The sequence below is a fragment of the Sphaerisporangium sp. NPDC004334 genome (genome assembly GCF_053602655.1).
The window spans coordinates 239080-259048 of sequence record NZ_JBSGDZ010000011.1 but is presented as its reverse complement, the minus strand read 5'-3'; the positions used below and the strand labels follow the sequence as shown (position 1 = coordinate 259048).

The 19969-nt window shown below is 69.2% G+C and carries 20 protein-coding genes; 12 read left to right on the top strand and 8 right to left on the bottom strand.

Annotated features, from left to right (window positions below):
* Window positions 1-20: 20 nt before the first annotated feature.
* A complete protein-coding gene (locus ACWEN6_RS16685) occupies window positions 21-974 on the bottom strand; it encodes an LLM class F420-dependent oxidoreductase (RefSeq protein WP_452570973.1) in 954 nt (317 codons plus the stop codon).
* 274 nt (window positions 975-1248) lie between these two features.
* Here ACWEN6_RS16685 and ACWEN6_RS16680 point away from each other — a divergent pair, with 274 nt between their 5' ends.
* Together ACWEN6_RS16680 and ACWEN6_RS16675 are read left to right on the top strand one after the other, a co-directional pair.
* The gene (locus tag ACWEN6_RS16680; RefSeq protein ID WP_452570972.1) at window positions 1249-1920 is read left to right on the top strand and encodes a pyridoxamine 5'-phosphate oxidase family protein; all 672 of its coding nucleotides are present in this window, start codon (window positions 1249-1251) and stop codon (window positions 1918-1920) included.
* Window positions 1921-1924: 4 nt separating this feature from the next.
* Window positions 1925-3055, top strand: a complete 1131-nt coding sequence (locus ACWEN6_RS16675) for a globin domain-containing protein (RefSeq protein ID WP_452570971.1) — start codon at window positions 1925-1927, stop codon at window positions 3053-3055.
* A 9-nt stretch (window positions 3056-3064) separates the two neighbouring features.
* On the opposite strand, the gene ACWEN6_RS16670 is transcribed toward ACWEN6_RS16675, so the two are convergent.
* A complete protein-coding gene (locus ACWEN6_RS16670; RefSeq protein ID WP_452570970.1) occupies window positions 3065-3532 on the bottom strand; it encodes an FUSC family protein in 468 nt (155 codons plus the stop codon).
* Window positions 3533-3652: 120 nt separating this feature from the next.
* Here ACWEN6_RS16670 and ACWEN6_RS16665 point away from each other — a divergent pair, with 120 nt between their 5' ends.
* Window positions 3653-4144: a MarR family winged helix-turn-helix transcriptional regulator gene (locus tag ACWEN6_RS16665; protein WP_452570969.1), complete on the top strand. Its 492-nt coding sequence runs from the start codon at window positions 3653-3655 to the stop codon at window positions 4142-4144.
* A 30-nt stretch (window positions 4145-4174) separates the two neighbouring features.
* On the opposite strand, the gene ACWEN6_RS16660 is transcribed toward ACWEN6_RS16665, so the two are convergent.
* Both ACWEN6_RS16660 and ACWEN6_RS16655 read right to left on the bottom strand, forming a co-directional pair.
* On the bottom strand, window positions 4175-5068 hold the full coding sequence (locus tag ACWEN6_RS16660; protein WP_452570968.1) for a serine/threonine-protein kinase: 894 nt from the start codon (window positions 5066-5068) through the stop codon (window positions 4175-4177).
* Between the two features lie 38 nt (window positions 5069-5106).
* Window positions 5107-7143, bottom strand: coding sequence for an N-6 DNA methylase (locus tag ACWEN6_RS16655; protein ID WP_452570967.1), 2037 nt, complete (start codon window positions 7141-7143; stop codon window positions 5107-5109).
* A gap of 126 nt (window positions 7144-7269) precedes the next feature.
* Here ACWEN6_RS16655 and ACWEN6_RS16650 point away from each other — a divergent pair, with 126 nt between their 5' ends.
* The 7 genes from ACWEN6_RS16650 (at window position 7270) to ACWEN6_RS16620 (ending at window position 13316) form a co-directional block, all read left to right on the top strand.
* Window positions 7270-8007, top strand: a complete 738-nt coding sequence (locus tag ACWEN6_RS16650; RefSeq protein WP_452570966.1) for a PP2C family protein-serine/threonine phosphatase — start codon at window positions 7270-7272, stop codon at window positions 8005-8007.
* Between the two features lie 157 nt (window positions 8008-8164).
* Window positions 8165-9037, top strand: a complete 873-nt coding sequence (locus ACWEN6_RS16645) for a diacylglycerol/lipid kinase family protein (protein ID WP_452570965.1) — start codon at window positions 8165-8167, stop codon at window positions 9035-9037.
* Between the two features lie 3 nt (window positions 9038-9040).
* The gene (locus ACWEN6_RS16640) at window positions 9041-10045 is read left to right on the top strand and encodes a YihY/virulence factor BrkB family protein (RefSeq protein WP_452570964.1); all 1005 of its coding nucleotides are present in this window, start codon (window positions 9041-9043) and stop codon (window positions 10043-10045) included.
* Window positions 10042-10884 carry a phosphatase PAP2 family protein gene (locus ACWEN6_RS16635; protein ID WP_452570963.1) on the top strand — a complete coding sequence of 281 codons (843 nt, stop codon included), beginning with the start codon at window positions 10042-10044 and terminating at the stop codon, window positions 10882-10884. Before ACWEN6_RS16640 ends, ACWEN6_RS16635 begins: the two co-directional genes overlap by 4 nt.
* Window positions 10868-11608 (top strand): phosphatase PAP2 family protein, encoded by a 741-nt coding sequence (locus ACWEN6_RS16630; RefSeq protein WP_452570962.1) that lies wholly within the window; start codon window positions 10868-10870, stop codon window positions 11606-11608. The genes ACWEN6_RS16635 and ACWEN6_RS16630 overlap by 17 nt, the downstream gene beginning before the upstream one ends.
* Before the next feature lie 230 nt (window positions 11609-11838).
* Complete coding sequence (locus tag ACWEN6_RS16625) at window positions 11839-12486, top strand: hypothetical protein (RefSeq protein ID WP_354841612.1); 648 nt, start codon at window positions 11839-11841, stop codon at window positions 12484-12486.
* 251 nt (window positions 12487-12737) lie between these two features.
* The gene (locus tag ACWEN6_RS16620; protein ID WP_452570961.1) at window positions 12738-13316 is read left to right on the top strand and encodes a hypothetical protein; all 579 of its coding nucleotides are present in this window, start codon (window positions 12738-12740) and stop codon (window positions 13314-13316) included.
* Window positions 13317-13390: 74 nt separating this feature from the next.
* Here ACWEN6_RS16620 and ACWEN6_RS16615 read toward each other — a convergent pair whose 3' ends face one another.
* The 4 genes from ACWEN6_RS16615 to ACWEN6_RS16600 form a co-directional block, all read right to left on the bottom strand.
* Window positions 13391-17104: a DNRLRE domain-containing protein gene (locus ACWEN6_RS16615; RefSeq protein WP_452570960.1), complete on the bottom strand. Its 3714-nt coding sequence runs from the start codon at window positions 17102-17104 to the stop codon at window positions 13391-13393.
* 604 nt (window positions 17105-17708) lie between these two features.
* Window positions 17709-17933, bottom strand: coding sequence for a DUF397 domain-containing protein (locus ACWEN6_RS16610; protein ID WP_452570959.1), 225 nt, complete (start codon window positions 17931-17933; stop codon window positions 17709-17711).
* A complete protein-coding gene (locus tag ACWEN6_RS16605; RefSeq protein ID WP_452571005.1) occupies window positions 17915-18235 on the bottom strand; it encodes a Scr1 family TA system antitoxin-like transcriptional regulator in 321 nt (106 codons plus the stop codon). The genes ACWEN6_RS16610 and ACWEN6_RS16605 overlap by 19 nt, the downstream gene beginning before the upstream one ends.
* A complete protein-coding gene (locus ACWEN6_RS16600) occupies window positions 18144-18752 on the bottom strand; it encodes a Scr1 family TA system antitoxin-like transcriptional regulator (RefSeq protein WP_452570958.1) in 609 nt (202 codons plus the stop codon). The genes ACWEN6_RS16605 and ACWEN6_RS16600 overlap by 92 nt, the downstream gene beginning before the upstream one ends.
* Before the next feature lie 213 nt (window positions 18753-18965).
* Between ACWEN6_RS16600 and ACWEN6_RS16595 the strand changes: the two genes are divergently transcribed.
* Both ACWEN6_RS16595 and ACWEN6_RS16590 read left to right on the top strand, forming a co-directional pair.
* Window positions 18966-19301, top strand: a complete 336-nt coding sequence (locus ACWEN6_RS16595; RefSeq protein ID WP_452570957.1) for a hypothetical protein — start codon at window positions 18966-18968, stop codon at window positions 19299-19301.
* A gap of 5 nt (window positions 19302-19306) precedes the next feature.
* Window positions 19307-19624, top strand: a complete 318-nt coding sequence (locus tag ACWEN6_RS16590) for an ATP-binding protein (protein WP_452571004.1) — start codon at window positions 19307-19309, stop codon at window positions 19622-19624.
* Window positions 19625-19969: the final 345 nt, after the last annotated feature.

Below are 19969 nucleotides of genomic sequence, written 5' to 3'. Positions count from 1 at the left end.
CCGGCCGGGGAGCGGCGCCGTCAGCGCACGCGGGGGAGGACCTCCTTGGCGTAGAAGTCGAAGAACGCCTGCTGGTCGGGGCCGATCTGGCTGATGTAGACCTCGTCGAAGCCCGCGTCGATGTACTTCTTGATCGCCTCGACGTGCTCGTCGGGGTCCGGGCCGCAGGGAGTGGAGGCGGTCGCGTCCTGCTCGCTCACCATCTCGGCGAGCTGCTCGAAGTGGCGGGGCAGCGGCAGCAGCTGGGACGCCTCGCCCTGGATGCCCTGCGTGGGCCACAGGCGGTGGACGGTCTTGCGGGCCTGCGCGGCGTCCTCGGCGTAGCAGACCTTCAGCCCGCCCTGCACCGGCTTGCCCTTGCCGCCGGCGGCGTGGAACTTCTCCACCAGCTCGGCGGCCGGACCGGTGCAGATGTAGCCGTCGCCGATGCGCCCGGCCAGCTCGACCGACTTCTCGCCGAAACCGGAGATGTAGACCGGCGGCGGCTGGTCGGGCAGCGTGTAGAGGCGGGCCGTGTCGACCTTGTAGTGGGTCCCGCGGTGGGTGACCAGCTCGCCGGTCCACAGCCTGCGCATCACCTCGACGGCCTCTTCCAGCATCTCCAGCCGTTCGGCGGCCGGGGGCCACCGGGTGTCGAGGATGTGCTCGTTGAGCGCCTCGCCGGTGCCGACGCCGAGCCGGAACCGCCCCTGGCTGATCGCCGCGCTGGTGGCGGCCGCCTGGGCGATGACCGCCGGGTGGATGCGGACCAGCGGGCAGGTGACCGCGGTCGTGACGGGCAGGGAGGTGGCCTGGGCGATGGCGCCGATCACCGACCAGACGAACGGGCTCTGGCCCTGCTCGTCCAGCCACGGGTGGTAGTGGTCGGAGATCCACAGGTTCTCGAACCCGGCCCGCTCGGCCAGCTCGGCCTGGTGGACGAGCTCTCTCGGCCCGTGCTCCTCGCTGGACAGAAAGTATCCGAAGGTGGTCATCGTCGCCTCCTCATCGCTTCTCGGTCTCGAGCTCAGCCCTACCCAGGTGGCCCGGGTCAAACGGCCTGCCGGCGCCCAGGCTCGCCCGCCCAGGTGCGAGCCTGGCTCACATGACAGGAAAAGTCAGGAATATTTCGGGTGGCCGTCGCCATCCCTCCAGATCGCCCGCTAGTGTGACACGAGTTGTCCATGAGGTTTCTGTGGCTTTGTCAGGGGCAAAGCGTGGTGATGACCGCGCCGGCTGTCGGCGGTCGGGACGGTGATAGGAGCATTGATGGGCCAGCACGGGCCGTATGACGGCCTGGGGGACGAACACCTCCCCGGGTCGAGAGGCGAGCACGTCCTTCAGGGGTTGTTCTCCACCCGAGAGCGGGCGCTTCGCTTCTACAACCGGCAGGTGTCGGACCATCTCACTGCCGAGATGCGGGAGTTCGTCGCCCGTCAGGAGATGGTCTTCGTCGGCACCTCCGACTCTCGGGGCAACTGCGACACCTCCTTCCGCGCGGGCCCCCCCGGGTTCGTCCGGGTGCTCGAGCCGTCGCGGCTGATCTACCCGGAGTTCCGCGGCAACGGCGTGTTCGCCAGCATGGGCAACATCATGGAGAACCCCCACATCAGCCTGCTGTTCGTGGACTTCTTCGAAGACCGCGTGGGGCTACACGTCAACGGCTCGGCCAGCATCACGACGGCCTACGACGCGGCGCGCCGCCACGGGCTCGTCGACGAGGACCAGACGGCGCCCGGCCGCCGCGCCGACCGCTGGGTCGTGGTCGAGGTCGAGGAGGCCTACATCCACTGCTCCAAGCACATCCCCCTGCTGGCCAGGCAGGATCGCAGGACCCTCGACGGGCAGGCCCGCAGGCCCGCGGGCGACGACCACTTCGGCGTCGCCCGCATGCGGTCGCTGGGGAAGGAGCGAGAAGGAGCGGGCCGGTCGGCTGAGTGACGCCATGAACATCGACATCGGACTGATCCGCCAGAGCTGGGCTCTGGTCGAGCCGGTGGCCGACAAGGTCACCATGCACTTCTACGCCAAGCTGTTCGCCGACTATCCGAGCGTGCGCGAGATGTTCCCGCCCGCCATGGACGTCCAGCGCGACCGGCTTCTTCAGGCGCTCACCCGCGTCGTGCTGAACCTCGATGACGCGGACGGGGTGGTGGACTACCTCGGCCAGCTCGCCCGCGACCACCGTAAGTACGGGGTGCAGCCCGAGCACTACCCGGCCGTCGGCCGCTGCCTGGTCATCGCGATGCGGGCCAACGCGGGCGGCGCCTGGCGCTCGGTGTACGACACGGCGTGGATCGACGCCTACCAGTTCATCGCCGACGTGATGATCAAGGCCGCCGAGCAGGAGGCCGCCTATGTTCCCCCGGCGTGGAACGGCGTCGTGGTCGGGCACGAGATGCGCACGCGCGAGATCGCGGTGATCACCGTCGAGCCCACGCAGCCGTACGCGTTCAAGGCCGGCCAGTACGCGACCGTGCAGACGCCCCACTGGCCCAAGGTCTGGCGGCCGTACTCCATCGCCAACGCGCCGCGCCGCGACAACCGGCTGACCTTCCACGTGCGGGTGGTCTCGGGCGGCTGGGTCAGCACCGCGCTCGCCCACCACACCCGGGTCGGCGACACCTTGCTCCTCGGGCCGCCGCGCGGGTCGCTGCTGCTCGAGCGGGCCAGCACCCCGCACCTCATCTTCATCGCGGGCGGTACGGGGCTCGCCCCGCTCAAGGCGCTCATCGAGGAGTCGATGTGGCTGCCCGAGCGGCCGAGCATCGACCTGTTCCACGGCGTGCGCCACCACGGGGACGCCTACGACCTGCGTGATCTGCGTGACCTGCGCACCCATCACCGGCGCCTGCGGGTGGTGCAGGCGGTCTCCGACGAGCCCGACGAGTGGCGGCGGGAGAACGCGGTGGACGCGCTGCTGAACCACCGCGTCTCGCTGGACGGCGACGTCTTCGTCTGCGGGTCGCCGGACATGGTGCAGGTGACGGCGTCCCGGCTGCTGCACATCGGCGTGCCCGCGCACTACATCCACACCGAGTTCACTCCCGGGGCGCCGACCCTGGTGTACTCCTGACCGGCGCCGTCAGGCCGTGACGGGCGGCAGGGCGGCGGTGGCGGTCTCGCGGTCGGTGCCGGTGGCCATCAGCAGGTCCACGGTGATCGAGCGGAGCTGCGCGGTGACCACCCGGGTGAGAACCCGGCCGCCTCCTCGCCGGAGGCGCGCACGCCATCGGCCACGGCCAGGGCCGCGCGCCGGGCCCGCACCGGCGATCTGCCAGGGTCCCGAGCCGATCCAGGCGACCAGCAGGTCGCCGACGCCCACGCCGAGGCTGACCCCGGCCACCATCTCGAGCATGCGGCGCACCCGCCGGCCCATGGAGACGCCGATGCAGACGACGACCGCGACGGGGGCGAAGAAGGGGGAGGGATGGCCGAGCAGGTCCTTGGCGACGATCCACGCCACGGCGGCGGCGACCGAGCACTGCAGGATGGAGGGAGTTCGCGCGGCCAGCCGCCGCAGCCTGCGGCGCACGGTCGGTCCTACTGTCATGGTCCGCATCCTGAGTAGGTTACGGTCACCCGGCATCATATCGGTCAAATCCCTGGCTTGAGCTGCGGTGATCTGGCCCTTCGCAGATTTGAGCGCTCAACCGAACGGTAGGCTGGTGCGGTGGGCGATACGCGGTGGCTGGACGACGACGAGCAGCGGACCTGGCGCACCTACCTGTGGGCCTCCCGCCTGCTGTACGAGTCGCTCGACCGGCAGTTGCAGCGTGAGGCCGGTATGCCGCACACCTATTACATGATCCTCGCCATGCTGTCCGAGGCGCCCGAACGCACCATGACGATGACCGAGCTGGCCCAGTTGGTGCGCTCGTCGGCGAGCAGGCTCTCGCACGCCGTGGCCAAGCTGGAGGCCCAGGGCTGGGTGCGCCGGTGCAAGCGCCCCGGCGATGCCCGCACGACCCTGGCCACGCTCACCGGCGAGGGGTTCGCGGCCCTGGTGGAGGCGGCCCCCGGCCACGTCGAGCACGTGCGGCGGGTGCTGTTCGACCGCCTCACCCCCGAGCAGACGCGCCAGCTCCACGAGATCTCCGGCGCCCTGCTGGGCGGCCTCAACGCCCCGGCCGTCGCCGACCTCGGCATGCCCGGCGGTCGCTGACCATCCACGCCGCGCGGCGCCCGCCCGCGATCAGGGGAGCACCCGGCCGACCATGCGCGCGTACATGCGCCCCGGGCTCGGGACCGACGGCGGGGCCAGGAAGCCGGGCAGCATGGGCAGGTCGACCGCGAAGGGCTGCAGGCGGTCGTACAGCGCGACGGCGTCGGCCGGACGGTCCTCGGGCTTCTTCTCCAGCAGGCCGGCGATCAGCCGGTCGAGCTCCCCGGGCACGCCCGGCACGCCGGGCGGCCGCTCGTTCACCTGCTTCTCGAACACGGCGTACTCCGTGGGACCGACGAACAACTGTTGTCCGGTGAGCATCTCGTGCAGCACGCAGCCGAGGGAGTACAGGTCGCTGCGCGGGCTCGCCACCCCGCTCTGGATCTGCTCGGGCGACATGTACGCCGGGGTGCCGAGGATCTGGCCGATGCGGGTGAACTGCGCGACGTCGGCCTCGCGCAGCATCGCCAGGCCGAAGTCCAGCACCTTGACACTCCCGTCCGGGCAGAGCATGAGGTTGGTCGGCTTGAGGTCGCGGTGGCAGATGGACAGGGCGTGGGCGGCCGACAGCACGGCGCACGCCTGGGCGGCGATGGCGGCGGCCCAGGGCACCGGCAGCGGGCCGTGCTCGCTCACCAGGTCGGCCACGGTGACGCCCTCGATGAACTGCATGACCTGGAACAGGCGGTGCTCGAAGGTGCCGAAGTCGTAGAGGATCGGCGCGCCCGCGTGCTCCAGCCGGGCCAGGATGCGGGCCTCGCGCATGAACCGCTGCTCGAGCTCGTCGTCGTGCCCGCCGGGGAAGCGCAGGAGCTTGACGGCGACCTTGCGGTCCAGGCGCCGGTCGTGGCCGCCGTAGACCGCCCCCATGCCGCCCTGGCCGAGAGGCAGGTCGTCAAGCACGTACCGGTCGCCGATGACCATTCGCCCCTCCTGATGATCTATCGGGGAAAAATACACCCTCAGCCCTCGGGGCGCAGATGACCGCCGGCCAGCCCGTCAAAGCCTAGCCGGACGAGCCTCTCGCCAAGGGCGGCCGTCGCCCGCAGGCGGTCCTCCAGGGCGAGCAGCTCGCGAAAGGCCCTGCCGTACGCGCGCTGCTCGGCCAGGGAGAGCAGCGGGACGCGCACCCGGCGCGCGTCGACCCTGCTCACGCCGGAGTAGGGCCGGGCGGCCGAGGCCCCGGCATGGCGCAGGTGCCCGGCCAGGAAGTCGGGGTCGAGCCGGTCGCGGTCAAGGCGGTAGAGGTGGAGCTGGGGCCCGAGCACGGCGCCCGGCTCGGCGACCACGCGGGCGGCGCCGTCCCCGGTCGCGACCGTCGCCACCACGTCCCCCGCCGCGAGGACGACGTGGCCGGCGCCGGCCGGGGCGCGCCCGGACGGCGGGCCGCCGGCGACCACGTCGGCGGCGGTGAGAACCGGCACCTCGCCGGCGTCGGTCGTCATCTTCGGCGGGCCCGGGTGGATCGTGACGATGCCCGCCCTGACCAGCTCGCCGATGGTCGTCGTGGGCAGCTCCCGCGCCTGTTCCGGCGGCGCGACGCCCGGCAGCGCGCCGGTCAGCGAGGCCGCCGCGTCCGCGAAGCGCTCGCGCACCCGCCCGAACTCCGCCACCGCGTCCGGCTCGTCCGGCGGCCGGCGGTGGCGCGCCGGGCTGAGATCCACCTCGTCGTCCAGCAGGTCGATGATGCGCACCGCGCGGCCGGGGGCCGGCGGCTCGCCCTCGGGGTCGGCGGCGAAGGCGCGCCAGGCGGCCTCCACGCCGGTCAGGCCGTCGGAGGCGTCCAGCATGAGCACCTGCGAGGGCGGACGCTCGCCGGGCTCGGGGCGGCGCAGCAGCCACAGGTCGGGGCCGCCGGCGGCGAGCGTCAGCACCGCGCGCAGCGCCCCGCCGCGCAGCAGGTTGCCCCGGATGCGCTTACCCGGACGGCGGCCGGCCGCGGCGGCCGGCATCAGGATGGCCACCAGGCCCCCGGGGCGGACGCGGGCCAGGCAGTGCTGCACCCAGGCGAGCTCGGACTCGCCGCGCGGCGGCAGGCCGTACTCCCAGCGGGGGTCGCCGGTGAGCTCCTCGTGACCCCAGGCGCGCTCGTTGAACGGCGGATCGCAGACCACGACGTCGGCGCGCAGGTCGGGGAAGCCGTCCTGCCGCAGGGAGTCGCCGGCGACCAGGTCGGCGCGGACACCGCGCAGCAGCAGCCGCACGGCCGCCAGCAGCGCCGCCGTCTCGCCGCTCTCCTGGCCGATCACGCGCGCCCCGGTGAAGGGAAGCAGCAGGGCGCCCACCCCGCAGGCCGGGTCGAACACGGTCGCGGGGCCGCCGGCCGGGTCTCCTGCGACCTCGGCGGACCCCTCCGCCCCCTCGGCGGAGCCTTCCGCGGGCTTGGAGGAGCCTTCCGCGGGCTCGGCGCGGGAGCGTGGGGCCGGGCGGGCGCCGGCGAGCCGGGCCATCAGCTCGGCGTGGTCGGCCCGCGTGACCGACAGGCGGCGCGAGTGGGCCTCGACGTAACGCTCGCAGAGCAGTTCGAAGGCGTCCGCAGGCCCCTGTTCGGCGGTTAGATCGGCGAGCAGGCGGTACAGCCGGATGTCGATCAGGCTCCAGTCGACCGGCACGGGCAGGTCGGCCGTGGCCGCGGCGGCGGCCTGATGCAGCCGCTTGGCGGGCTCCTGGCTGCGGGTGACGGCCTTCCAGCCGCCCGGGTCGCGCCGCAGGTACAGCAGGAACGCGCCCGCGCAGGCCACCAGGTCGCCCAGGCGCAGGTCGTCACCGGCGGCTCGTAACCGCTGCCACGCGCGGTCGCCGAGCGACATCTCATACGATTTGCCGTTACGGCGCAGCCACTCCTCGACTTCGGGAAGGGAGAAGAGCGGGCTCGCGGCCGTGCCGCCCACAGGCTGGGGGAAGTCGTCGTAGCGACGCCGCCAGTTGCTCACCGCCGCGCGGCCGACATCGGCGAGCCGGGCGATGTCGCCCGCGTTCAACGTGGCGTCGTGTCCCATAAGCGTCGCCCCTTCCTGCTCGCCTACCGGTACCTTGGCGGCTCAGGGTCAGATTAGTCCACCTTGCCGCTCCAATCCACAGAATATGTGCTTGTGAAGTGTTTCAACCAATGATTTACTGAGGACATGTCAAACAACGCGTCGTTCACGTTGCGCTACGCGGCCCGCACCGACGTCGGCCTGCGCCGGGAGCAGAACGAGGACTCGGTGTACGCCGGCCCCCGCCTGCTCGCCGTCGCCGACGGCATGGGCGGGCACAGTCATGGCGAGGTCGCCAGCGCCACCGTCATCGCCGCGCTGTCCGTCCTGGACGGCGATCCGCCGAGCGGCGACCTGCTCGGGGCGATGGAGTCCGCCATCACCGAGGCCGTCCGGCGGCTGAAGGACATGACCGACCGCGACCCCAAGCTCACCGGCATGGGCACCACGCTCACCGCCATGCTGTGGGACGGCGGCCGCTTCGCCCTGGCCCACATCGGCGACTCCCGCGCGTACATGCTGCGCGAGGGCATGCTGTACCAGATCACGCGCGACCACACCCTCGTGCAGTCGCTCGTGGACGACGGCCAGATGACCGCCGAGCAGGCCGCCGCGCATCCGCGCAGGTCGCTGCTCATGCGGGCGCTCGGCGGCAGCGGCTCGGTCGAGCCCGACCTGTCCCTGCGCGAGGCGCGCCCGGGCGACCGCTACCTGCTGTGCTCGGACGGGCTGAGCGGCGTCGTGGGCCCGCAGGGGCTGCACGAGACGCTGACCTCCCTGGAGGACCTGGGCGAGGCGGCCGACCGGCTGATCGCCCTGGCCAGGGACGGCGGCGGTCCCGACAACATCAGTTGCGTGGTGTGCGAGGTCGGCGCCGGGGCTTGAGCCGGGTGCGCGCCGGTCAGACGGACGGGTGGCGGTGAAAGACCGCAACCGCGATTATCTGCTGAAACAGGATGTACGGCGCTGATGTCGCCGCACCCCTGTTCAAAGCGGGGTTATCGGGGTAGCACGCACTGCCGTGCCTCGAGCTGCCGTGATTATGAACCCGCTCCGGGTGGCCGACCCGGACCGCCACCGTGCCGACGTGACCGCCGAACTGGCGCGGCACGGCTGGGACGAGCCGTTGTGGTACGAGACCACCGCCGAGGACCCCGGCGCGGGCATGGCCGCCAAGGCCCTGGCCGAGGGCGTCGACGTGGTCTTCGCCTCCGGAGGGGACGGCACCGTCCGCGGATGCGCCGAGGGCCTGATGGGCACCGGTGTGCCCCTGGCCATCCTGCCCGCCGGCACGGGAAACCTGCTGGCCCGCAACCTCGGCATGCCCACCGCGCTGCCCGAGGCCGTCCGCGTAGGAGTCGCCGGGCGCACCAGGGCCATCGACCTCGGCGTCCTGGACGGGCGTCCCTTCGTCGTCATGGCCGGCATCGGGCTGGACGCCGCCATGGCCGACAGCACCAGCGAGAACGCCAAGAACCGCATCGGCTGGCTCGCCTACGTGAGCGGCGTGGTCAAGCACATCACCGACCGCCCCTTCCGCGTCACGCTGCGCCTGGACGGGCGCACCACCATCCGCCGGCGGGCGGTCATGGTGCTCGTCGGAAACGTCGGCCGCCTCCAGGGCGGGCTGGAGCTCCTGCCCGAGGCGCGCCCGGACGACGGGCTGCTCGACATCCTCATCCTGGCTCCCCGCACCCCGACGGACTGGCTCCACGTAGCCTGGCACGTGCTCACCCGCTCGCGGCGCCACGACCGGCGCGCCGAGCGGTACACCGCCTCCCGTGCCCTCATCACGGTGGACCCGCCCGTGCTGCACGAATGCGACGGCGACCCGATCGGCCATGCCACCACCATGTCCGTCGAGACACGCCCCCAGGCGCTGCTGCTACGCACGCCGCGCGGAACGGAGAGCTGACCCATGGGAACGGCGACCGCGGTACCGCAGACCAGGTCCATGAGCGGCGAGGAGCTCGGCGCCGACGACGCCTGGGCGACGCTGCGTCGCTACGGTGGATGGCACCTGGTCCGCGACTCCTTCGTCAGGTTCCGTTACGCGGACGGCTTCAGTCACTCCCGCGCCCTGGCCTTCCAGATCTGCCTGTCGGTGATCCCCGGCGCCATCGCCGTCGTCGGGCTCAGCACCGTGCTGCACCAGGAGCGGATCGGCCAGGTCGTGCAGCTCGCCATCCGCCGGTTCGTCCCCGGCGACGGGGCCGAGGTGGTCAACGACGCCCTCGCGGTCAGCCGCCACCACGCCGGCGCCGGCGGCGCCATCGCGCTCTGGCTCGGCCTGGTCACCGCGCTGGTCGGACTGACCACCGCCATGGCCCAGGTCGAGCGGGGCGCCAACCGCATCTACGGCGTGGAGCGGGACAGCCCCTTCCGCCGCAAGTACACCAAGGCCGTGCTGATGGCGGTCAGCGCCGGCTCCTTCATGACCCTCGGCTTCGCGACCATGGTGGGCGGCCAGGCCATCGGCCGCTCGCTCGCCCAGGTGTACCACTGGAGCGACACGGCCCTCACGGCGTGGACGCTGCTGCGCTGGCCGGTCGGGTTCCTGCTGGCGCTGCTGTCGGCCTCGGTGCTGTTCCGCGCCGCGCCGCGCCGCAAGCAGCCCGGCCACACCTGGCTGGCCGCCGGAGGCGTCGTCGCGCTGACGCTGTGGCTGCTGTTCACCTGGGGACTGACCTTCTACATCGAGAACACCGGTTCGTTCGGCACGACCTACGGCCCGCTGACCGCCGTGATGGCGCTGCTGCTGTGGTCGCTGCTCAGCTCCGTCGCGCTGTTCCTCGGACTGTCGTTCGCGGCGCAGCTCGAGGCGTGCCGGGGCGGGATCGGGGACCCCATCGTCCCTGACCCCGGGCCGAGCGGGACCCAACATCGCACGGGAGGCGACAAGGTGGGAGAAAGACGGTCATGAGCATCTTCACAACCGGGCGCCGGCTCGGGCACGCGATCGCCGATCAGGCCCGGCCGAAGGGACGCCGGCACGGCTGGGCCCGCAGGCGGATGGACAAGGACGCCAGGCTCGGGCTCCGCCTGAGCCTGGCCTCGGGAGCGCTGTTCCTGGTCCTGGTCCCGTTCACGCTCCTGCTGGTGCTGGTGAAGACCTCCTTCGGCCCGCTCAACCGGCTGGACGAGGGCGCGGCGAACTCCCTGCACGCCTACGCCGTCGACCACCCCGCGTGGGTGAGCTTCCTGCGGCTGTGGACCGACGTCTTCGGCCCCGGGCCGTGGCGGATCGTGGTCGGGGCCGCCGCGGTCTGGCTGGTCTACAAGCGCGCCCCCCGCCTGGCCGCCTGGGCGGTCACCACGATCACCGTCGGCGGGCTGCTCGGGCTGGCGCTCAAGGTGGTCGTCGCCCGCGCCCGGCCCCACCTGCCCAACCCCGTGGACCTGGCGCCCGGCTCCTCCTTCCCCTCCGGGCACGCCGTCAACGCGACGCTCGGCGTCGGCATCGTCCTGCTGCTGGTGATGCCGCTGCTCTCCCATCGACAGCGGGTGGCCGCCTGGATCGCGGGCGCGATCATCGTGCTCGGCGTGGCCTACACGCGCGTCGCGCTCGGCGTCCACTGGGTGAGCGACGTGGTGGCGGGCGTCGTGTTCGGCGCCGCCGTCGTCGCGGCGACCGCCGCGGCCTTCGAGACCTGGCGCCGCGACATCGGGCGCCGACCGGCCGAACCACACCGCGAAGGCGTGGAGCCGGAGGCTATGCAGGACATCTCAACGAAGGGAACTGCGCATGGTCACCGACACTAGAGTGGTGGCGAACCGGGACACGGGCTGGTCACAGACCGCCGCGTGGACGCTCCGCCTCCTCCTCGCGCCCCTCGCGGTGCTGGCGGTGGTGACCCTCGGCGTCGGATGGCTCATCATCAAGCCGTTCCATAGCGAAGTCGCCGGCGAGATCGCGGTCAACCAGGGGTTCGCGGCCGACCGCACCCCGTTGTTCAACACGCTCACGCACTTCGGGTCGATGCTGTCGGACACCCCGGTGATCGTCGTGCTCACCGCGATCGCCGCCCTGACCTTCCGTTTCGCCTTCGGGCGCTGGCGCGAGTCGGTCTTCATCATCCTGGCCGTCTGGTCGCAGTCGATCGTCTTCCTGCTGGCCACGGTGTTCATCCAGCGCCCGAGGCCGACCGTCCAGCACCTGGACCCGGCGCCGCCCACCTCCAGCTTCCCCTCCGGGCACACCAGCGCCGCCGTCGGCTTCTACTGCGGGATGGCCCTGGTGCTCACCCTGCACGCTCATCGCCACACCGTGCTGAAGGTCCTGTTGTGGACGGTCGGCCTGGCCGCCCCGCTGATCGTCGCGGTCTCCCGGCTCTACCGCGGCATGCACCACCTGACCGACGTGAGCTGGGGCCTGGTCCTCGGCTTCGTCTGCCTCGCCGTCGTCGCCCACGCCATCCTCGGCACCCCCCTGCTCCCCGGCAGAAAATCCACCACCCGTCCTATCCCGGCCCCGCACAGCGGCTGACCACATCGCCGTCAGGCCGGCCTTCACGTGTGGCGGTCGATTCCAGATCGACGCGACACAGTGCTCGATCTTCGGCGCGAGGAAGCACGGCAAGACGCCCGGCTGGACGCCCCAGCCGGGCGTCTCGCCGTTTGACGCAAGTCCTCCGCGGCTTGGGCCGAAATTGTCGGGCTTATCAGAAATGCTCTGGGTTGATGCCTTGTCGTCGCCACTCGTCGAGAGGGAAGAGCATGAGTGCGGTCACGCCCGAGATGATCGACTACTACGTAGGGCTCCTCAAGGATGTGCACCGACTGAATCACTATGTCAGCAACGCGATGTTCTGGATGGTGGTGCGAGGGCGGGCGGAGCCACTCACGGTCCGCGATATCGCCCGCCGACTCGATGCCGACCTTGACATGACGACTCTCCGCACGGTGCTGGAGCGGGGGCAGGAGCGCACCCTCGTCCTGGAACAGAGCGACCACGGTGTGATCATGCTGGGATACAACATCTGTGTCAGCGCTTCCGACCTCTGGGACCGCCTGACCAAGAACGCCCAAGCGTGGGCCTTCGGGTGGATGGTCAACAACGCCAATGAGTTGCTCTATGCCGCCGACGGCAGCCTGGTCACCAGGCTGAACGTCTTCTGGCCCGAACCCGAGCAGTGCACGGGCCGGGACCCACGGGCGCTGGACCACCACCTCGGTGCGATTCGGGAGATTGTCGCACGGAGGGACGCTGATGAACGGGCGGGAGCATTCGACTCTCCCCCCTATCCCCGATATCCGCACTGGGCGACCGCCCTGGCGACCATGGAGGCGATGACAGGCGCTCGCCTGGACCTCGACCGGTTCACCCGAAAGCAGCCGTCCATCCGAGCCCGCGGCCTGGGCTGATCGCGCTCGGTGCGCAACGGCCACCGGTGCCCGACCACTTTCCGGTCGCCGGGCACCGCGCGACCGGCGGCGTCGAGGGGAAGCCGCCAGGTCGTGTCTTCGGCGGGCGGAGGTGATCGCGGCCGGGTGGGCCGAAAACGCGATCACACGCCTCTGCGAAGGTTTTCTTCGGAGGGACGCGTGTCCCTCCGGCACCGCCCCGGACTCTTTATGCTGCCTCCTGACGATCTAAACGGCACGACGGAGATCCGATGACCACCGATCGCTCCTCGCCTCCGCACCTGATGGTGTTCAGCCACGCCCCCGGCCCTATCGACGAACCGATGACCAAGCTGGGTGGTCAGCCGGTGTGGCTCCAGGAGCCCGCGTGGCCCGTCTGCTTCAGGCACGAAACGCCCATGGGCTTCATCGGGCAGTTCCGCCTGCCCGGACGACGGGTCCGGGTGGCCTATCTCTTCATGAGTGCTCACCATGAGGGGACGTGGGACGCCGAGGGGGGCGAGAACGCCCTTATCGTGCAGCCGGGCCGGGTTCCGTCGTTCGTCGAGACGATCCCCCGGCGAACCGGGGAATCTCTCGTGCACGAGGAGTTGTTCGTCGACCTGGAGGAGGTGAACCAGACGGATGTGAGCACGCGGGACTCCTGGCTTCTGGGAGCCCCGATCTGGCAGCAGTACGAGGAGGTGCCTCCAGGTGGGCCATGGACGTTCTTCTTCCAGCTTCGAGCATCCGTCGAGAATCACTACGACCTCAATTTCGGTGACGCGGGCGTCGGATACGCCTTCCTCTCCGGGGACCTGGCGGAAGGGCGGTTCCTCTGGCAGGGGTGACGCCTTGGCCGGGGCCCGGTACGGCGATGGGGCGATCCGTACGGCGGATCGCCCCATCGTGAGACCGCTGGGAACTAGTTGATGACCTTCACATAGAACTGGTTGTACCCGCTGGGAATGTTCTTGCCGTCGTAGTCGGAGCCGAGGACCCGATAGCGGGCGAAGAAGCCGGGAAGTGCTCCGCCCACACTTCTATTGTGCGAATGATGAACGTACCTTACGGCGAAGTTCCTGGTGTTGTTCACTCGCGCCGACCCTTCCAGAGTCGTGGCGAACGGGTACTCGTCACAGTCCAGGCCTTCCTTCTGCGGGACGATCAACGGCCATCTGCGCCAGCACCAGTCCACCGAGTTCTCGCGGTTCTGCGCGTTGATGTCGCCGTCGGACGTGCGGTGAAGTCGGTTCCCGCTTCCCTGTTTCCCCGGAATGACCTTGTGGCCGTCATACTTCGTCGGCCAGGTGCTGTCCGCTCTATCGAACGCATCGTCGATCAGTGCGGTGGACTCGTTCTGAATCGGGGAGCCGTCGGACCAGGCGTAGATGCGGTGGACCACGAACGACGGGGTCTTGAAGAACACGCACCCCCCGTATCTCATCGTGAGGGTTTCGGAGGTGTCGCACCTCGCGGACACGGGAGCCATGCCCGCCTTGCGAGGATCGAGGTATGTGATCTTCGCCGGGCTCGTGACACGAATCTCCGGCGTGAAGTTGCACATGCCGAGCTTGTGCGGCGCGAAGCTCCCGTTCTTGTCCGAGAAGAACGTGATCTGCATGGCGGGCTGCGCCTTCCAGTTCGCCAGCGTGTCGTATCGGTTGTTGGTGCCCTGTGGCCGGCAGGCCGACTCAGTGGGCCAAGGTGAGGACTGCAGCCCGAGGTGGACGCTGACGTTCTGCAGCGTGTAGTAAGGACGGCCCCCGAGTGCGATCAGGTCTTGCGTGATGATCGGGTTCGTCACCCTGATCCATGTGTCGATCTCACGACTGTTGCGCCCTGTTCCGGAGTCCTTCTCCGACCAGGTACTCCCTTTTTCGCCACCGGTGAAGGTCTTAGCCAGAGTCGTGACCGTGAATTCGACGTTTCCCACGATCTCTTCTTTGGGGAGGCCATTCCTTTGGATGATCGTGCGTTTCAGGGCGGCCCCTATTGTTCGTTTCCTGCACCAACTGTACAGGTTTTTGATCCAGCCGCGAGGATGAGAGAATGTGAACGCCTGGGCGGGATTCGCGTCGCACTCCGTGAGATCCATGTGGTAGTAGGGGAAGGAATTGACCGCGGCGGTGGCGTCCGCCCCCCGCTCGGAATCCGCGGAATGCCAGGCGGACGGGCCGGCCACTGCGGTTCCGGTGGTGGTGAACGACCAGTGATGGTCGGCCATGCCGTTGCCGGCGCCGTCCTCGGCGCCGCTGACGGTGGCCGTGTAGCGAGTTCCCGCCTTCAAGGGCTCGCCGGGGGTGAAGGTCAGGGCCGTGGAGGATGCGCGAGCCGATGTCCCGGGCACGATCACGTCCTGCGAGTCCCACAGCTCGATGACCGCGTTGGACACCGGTTCGCTGAACCAGACCCCGATAGGGGTGTCCTGCGGGATGTCGATGGAATTGGCCGACGGGTCGGTCGCTGTGACCGTGGGTGCGACCGCGTCCGGCTGCGCGCTCTCGGTCAACGTCAGCTCGTCCAGGTAGGTCTGGACATCAGGCGAGGTAGGAGTTGTGATCGACACCCGGATCTGCGCGGTTCTGACACCCGCTGGGGAAAGATACGAGTTCTCGGAGCTCGACCATTGAGTGAGATCTGGTGTGAGCCGGGATGCGCTGGGAGTCAACCGCTCCCCATTGGCGTCGAACCAGTCGAGGCCGTATTCGATTTCCGTGGCGACGCCCGACTGCAGGAATCTCCCCTTGAGCGAATACCGCGTGTTCTCGGTGACCGCGATTCCCGCCTCGGATCGAACGGTGACGCTCCCAGCATCCTCCTCGGGGGTCAGCAGCGCCGCCGCCTGTTGCTCGTAGGCCTTCGCCTGTGTGCGCTGCAGGGTTCCGCCCGAAGCCGTCCACGGGGCGATGCCCGTCTCGAAGAACGGGTTCTCATTGAGCACGGGCGCGGGAGTCGTGATGGGGGGATCTGGAATATCGGGTACGTCGTCGATCTCACTGCTGTCGACTTCGAACGTGTCCTCATCGGAAGCCTGCTCGGCTGCGCCGTCCGCCGCCGTGAGCGGAGGGATCACCGGTGGCGTCGCCGACTCCGCTACCTGGTTCTGCAGAACTTCAGTCACGGTGGAGATCGTCTCTCTCGGCTCTCCTTCGTGGGTATAGATGACCTGCTCGAAGGAGCGAGGGGCGGGTTCGTACTCAATGAAGAGGATGGGTTCGTGGTCGGGCATCTCGCGGTCGTGGGTGCCGCTTTCTTGGGACCGGAACTGGCGCCAGTTGATGATGGTGGTCTCGCTGGGGGCCATGAGGACCAGGCCGTGGTCGGGTTCGCCGTTGGCCCAGGACTGGACGATCGATTCGATGGACCAGAGCAGCTCGCCGGTCTGGCAGCCGGCGGTGTCACTGTAGGCGGCCTTGTTGCCGTACTGGCCGGATGTCGTCCAAGTGGGCTGGTTGTTCCAGGACAGCGTGGCGGGGGCCCAGCTAGAGGTGAGCTTTCTGGCCACGGTGCCCGAGGCGACCTCAAGGCCGCAGTTCTTGGTGCTGCCCGCCGGGGCGCCCGAACGGTAGTTCCACAGCATCAGGTTGGCGTCGAGGATCTTCGCCTGGTCCAGCGTCTCGGTGCCGGTGACGTTGTAGTGCAGGTAGATGCGGGCGATGTCGGCGCTGGTCTGCGTGGTCCCCACCCGCAGCCAGCCGTCGGTGAGGTGGTTGAGAGATGGGTTGTTCTTGTTGACCCACGCGTCGTCGGTCAGGCCCGCGCCGATGTACTCGCTTGCCACCGACATGGTCACCGGGTAGGTGACCGAGGGGTCGGACAGGAACGCGGCGTCCGGCCGGAGAACGAGCTTGGTCGTGTCGCGGGCGTGCTCGACGGTGGCCTTGACCTCGCCCATCTTGCCGGAGTCCGGGGACTGCTCGGCCAGGGCGTCGACGGCCTGCACGGCGATCGGGGCGGCCTTGGGCTTACCGTCCTTGGCCAGCAACTGCTGCGCGCCGTCGGGCCCCTTTCCGTACGTCATCCCCGTGGGCAGCGCCATGGGGAGCTCGACCGACAGAGGGCCTTTGGGGCGCTCCCGGAGCACGATCTTCTGGACGAACCCGTCGGCCTCCGCACGGACCACCAGGTCGACGCCCTTGGTGACGGCGTCGCGATATTCGGCCTGGTCGCCCGATACGACGGGTGCGGGGAGCCTCTTGTTCCAGCGGAACCCGCCCTGGGAGTTCCCGGTCTCGGCCGTGACCAGGGTCGTGGAGTCCTTGCCGCCGAAGCGCAGCGGGGACTTGACCCGTCTGGCGGTCAGCCGCCCGTTCTCGGAGACGATCGTGGTGTCGATGGGCTCCCAGACGGCCGTGCCGTCCTTGGCCGTGGACCTGAGCTGGATGGGCCGGGTGTGCAGTTCGGTGCTCAGGGTCCTGCCGTCGGTGTTGGCCCACACCTTGGCGTTCTCGCTGAACAGTGCGGGCACCTCGACGCGCTGACCGGTCTCGCGCGCCTTCTTCTTGGCGGCTTCCACCTCTTTGTCGCCGGAGGGAGTCTGATCTCCCGGTGTCTTTGCGGCATTGGAGGGTCGCGATGGCACAGGGTTGGCCCCGGCAGCGGTGCCGGGATAGACGGTGGCGGCCGCGGTGACCACGGCCGCTACGAGTACTCCGGTGAGTCGCCTGCGCGCCGGGCCTCTGGTTCTGATCACGGGCAGCGCTCGTGGACGGGGGGTGGCTGCATGTGGCTTCCTTCTCTGCGAACGGGGGCCTTGTCATGGCGGCACCGCTGCCGAGGTGTGCATGGGCTCGACGGGCCCGTGCACCCATGTCGCTCGCGTCGTCGTCTCTCCGGCGAGGGATGCGCTCACTACGCCGCCGCGAGGACCGCTCGGTGTCGATGTCGCCCTGATTGAGACACGGCTGCGCCGCCGGTGCGCCTCGTCCGCGCGCCGTTCGGGACGTTGTCGCAGGTGAAGGAGGTGATCCGCGTTGTTCGGACCGGTTCGGTCCGAACAACGCGGGCTGGTCGTGGCAGGAGTTCGGAGATGTGGCGCGGGGACCGGTCAGGGGGCCGGGGTGAGGAGGTTCTCGCCGGCTCCGCACTCCTTCTGGCTCCGTCGTCTCCGTCCAAGGCCGCTCGAACACCCCGGGCGGCCTTGCCGTAGTCGGCCGAAGGGGCCGGCGATGGGGAGACCGGCTGGGTGGGGCGAACAGCGGGCGCCTTCGCCGTGGGAAGGGCTCGCGGGTGGGTGTGTCTCAGATGCCGAGGCGGCCGTTCTTGATGCCGTCCAGGAACGCCGACCATTCGCCAGGGGGGGAGATCAGTGCGGGTCCATCCGCGTTCTTGCTGTCGCGGACGGCTACGACATGAGGGAGGTTGCCGGCGACCTCAACGCATTCACCCCCGTTGTTGCCACTGCGGGAACTCTTCCTCCACACGGCCTTCGACAGATCCCTGGTGATCAGGTCTTCGCGTTCCATCGCTCTACTGCTTCCTTGATGATTTGGAGGGATTCGCCAGGACGGTAGGCTTCTGTGTTGAGTCTGTCATATCGATCCACGATCGACGCGACAAGATTCGGCTCTGCTGACACCTCTCCTCTGCCTGCGGAGTCAACGGACACGGTCGTCGGCGCGTCCGTCAGTTCCGCGATGACGAATGCGGACGATAGTCCGTCAGTACAGGCAGTGTCATAGGGAACGAGTTGTACCGTGACATGGCGGCGAGCCGCCACCGCCGCTAGGTGTCTGAGCTGATCTCTCATAACTTCCCGGCTGCCAATCGGACGCTTCAGTACCCACTCGTCGATAAGTACTCGCAATTGCGGCGGATTGTTTCGGATCGAGGGCTTCCTGGCGCCGGATGCGGGCGGCTACCTGCTCTTCCACCTGTGCTTCTGGGGTCGAGAAGTGACCGAGGAAGACCGCCCGCGCATAGTCCTCTGTCTGGAGGAGCCCTGGAATCAAGAAGGGCGCCCAGACGCGCAGCACGGTGGCCCCGGGTTCGATCTCTTCCAGCCACCGCAGGAACCACTCTGGCCCAGAGGGGGCATGGTGGATCCGTCGGTGCAGCCGGACGAAGTGATCGCCGCCGGGTGGTTCGAAAACGCGATCACACGCCTCCGCGAAGTCGAGTTGCGGGTTGCGGCTACCGGCTTCGATGTGTCCTACAAGGGACGGTGAGCACCCGATGCGTTCAGCCAACCGTCTCTGCGACCAGCCTCTCGCCTTGCGGCGTGTGGCCAGCTCACGGCCAAAGCCTGTGACAGGGGACGTGCGAGGGTCGGCATTGTCGGCCATGGTCGCCTCTGAGTGTTCGGTAGAGATGCGGATGACGCATGCTTACATTGCGGTTACAACTCTTACATGAGCTGAGGTTTTCTGTCGTTGAATCGTCCGTCCATTCTTTGCGCAGCATGACGACTTCTATCGGCATTCTAGGCACGTCAGACAGGCGGTCAGTGAAGGTCTCGTATCGAAGTCGACAATTTGCTCACAGGAATGGTGCCAGTAGTGACAGATCAAGATCTGCGAAGTCGTCGAACCCGTACGACGGGTGGCGCAAATTCGATCACCGCCCGGGTTCCCCCGACGCTGAGGGAGCAGCAGTACTACCACCTGGTTCGGCCGGCGTGGGGTCTCAACCGGCGGGGACTGCGCGCGGCGGTGGAATTGCCGCTGAAGACCGAGCCTGTGGTGGTGGTGCCGCGGACGGCGACGAGCGCGCTGCGGGTCATGGCGTGCAGCGTCGAGGGGATATGGGTCTACACCTGGGGCCGGGGTCCGGATCAGCGGGTGAGGGTGGTGGCCGACGACGCGGCCGAGCGGGTCTGGGAGGTCGTGCAGTGAGGACCATGGGTGGCCTGCTCGGCAGGGTCGAGGTTCTCGGGCTGAGCAGTTCGGTGAAGATCGCGCGGGAGTATGTGCGTTCGGTGCTGCGGGTGGCCGGGCGGTGCGACCTGGACGAGGTGGAGATCCTGGTCAGTGAGGTCGTCACGAACGCGGTGCGGCATTCGGACTCGGGGCGCCGGCCGGGCGGCGTGGTGGCGGTCCGGGTGTACGACGACGGCGAGACGGTACGGGTCGAGGTCACCGACGAGGGATCGCCCGGCGGCATACCGATGGTCCCGGTACAGGCCGAGCCGTTCAGCGAGAGCGGCCGGGGGTTGTGACTGGTCCGGGAGTTGTCCACGTCCTGGGGATGGAACCAGAACGCCGAAGGCCACACGGTCTGGTTCGAACTCCGGCCATGACGCGCCCACCCGGTCCGGCCGCCCATGTCACGCAAACGGCCGGACCACCCGGACACCAGAACTCGCGACCGGTGCATCGGCTCACCGCCGTACACGGCGCCGGATTCACCGTACGACGTCCCACCGCTTCGGCGCCGGTTGATTAGCTCCACGTCGAGGGAAACTGTGCCAGGTCGCGCTCCAGTGATACAGCCGATGCCACCGAAGCGGCCGGACCACCCGGACACCGCAAACGGCAACGAGCGATCGGCGTATCGGCTCACC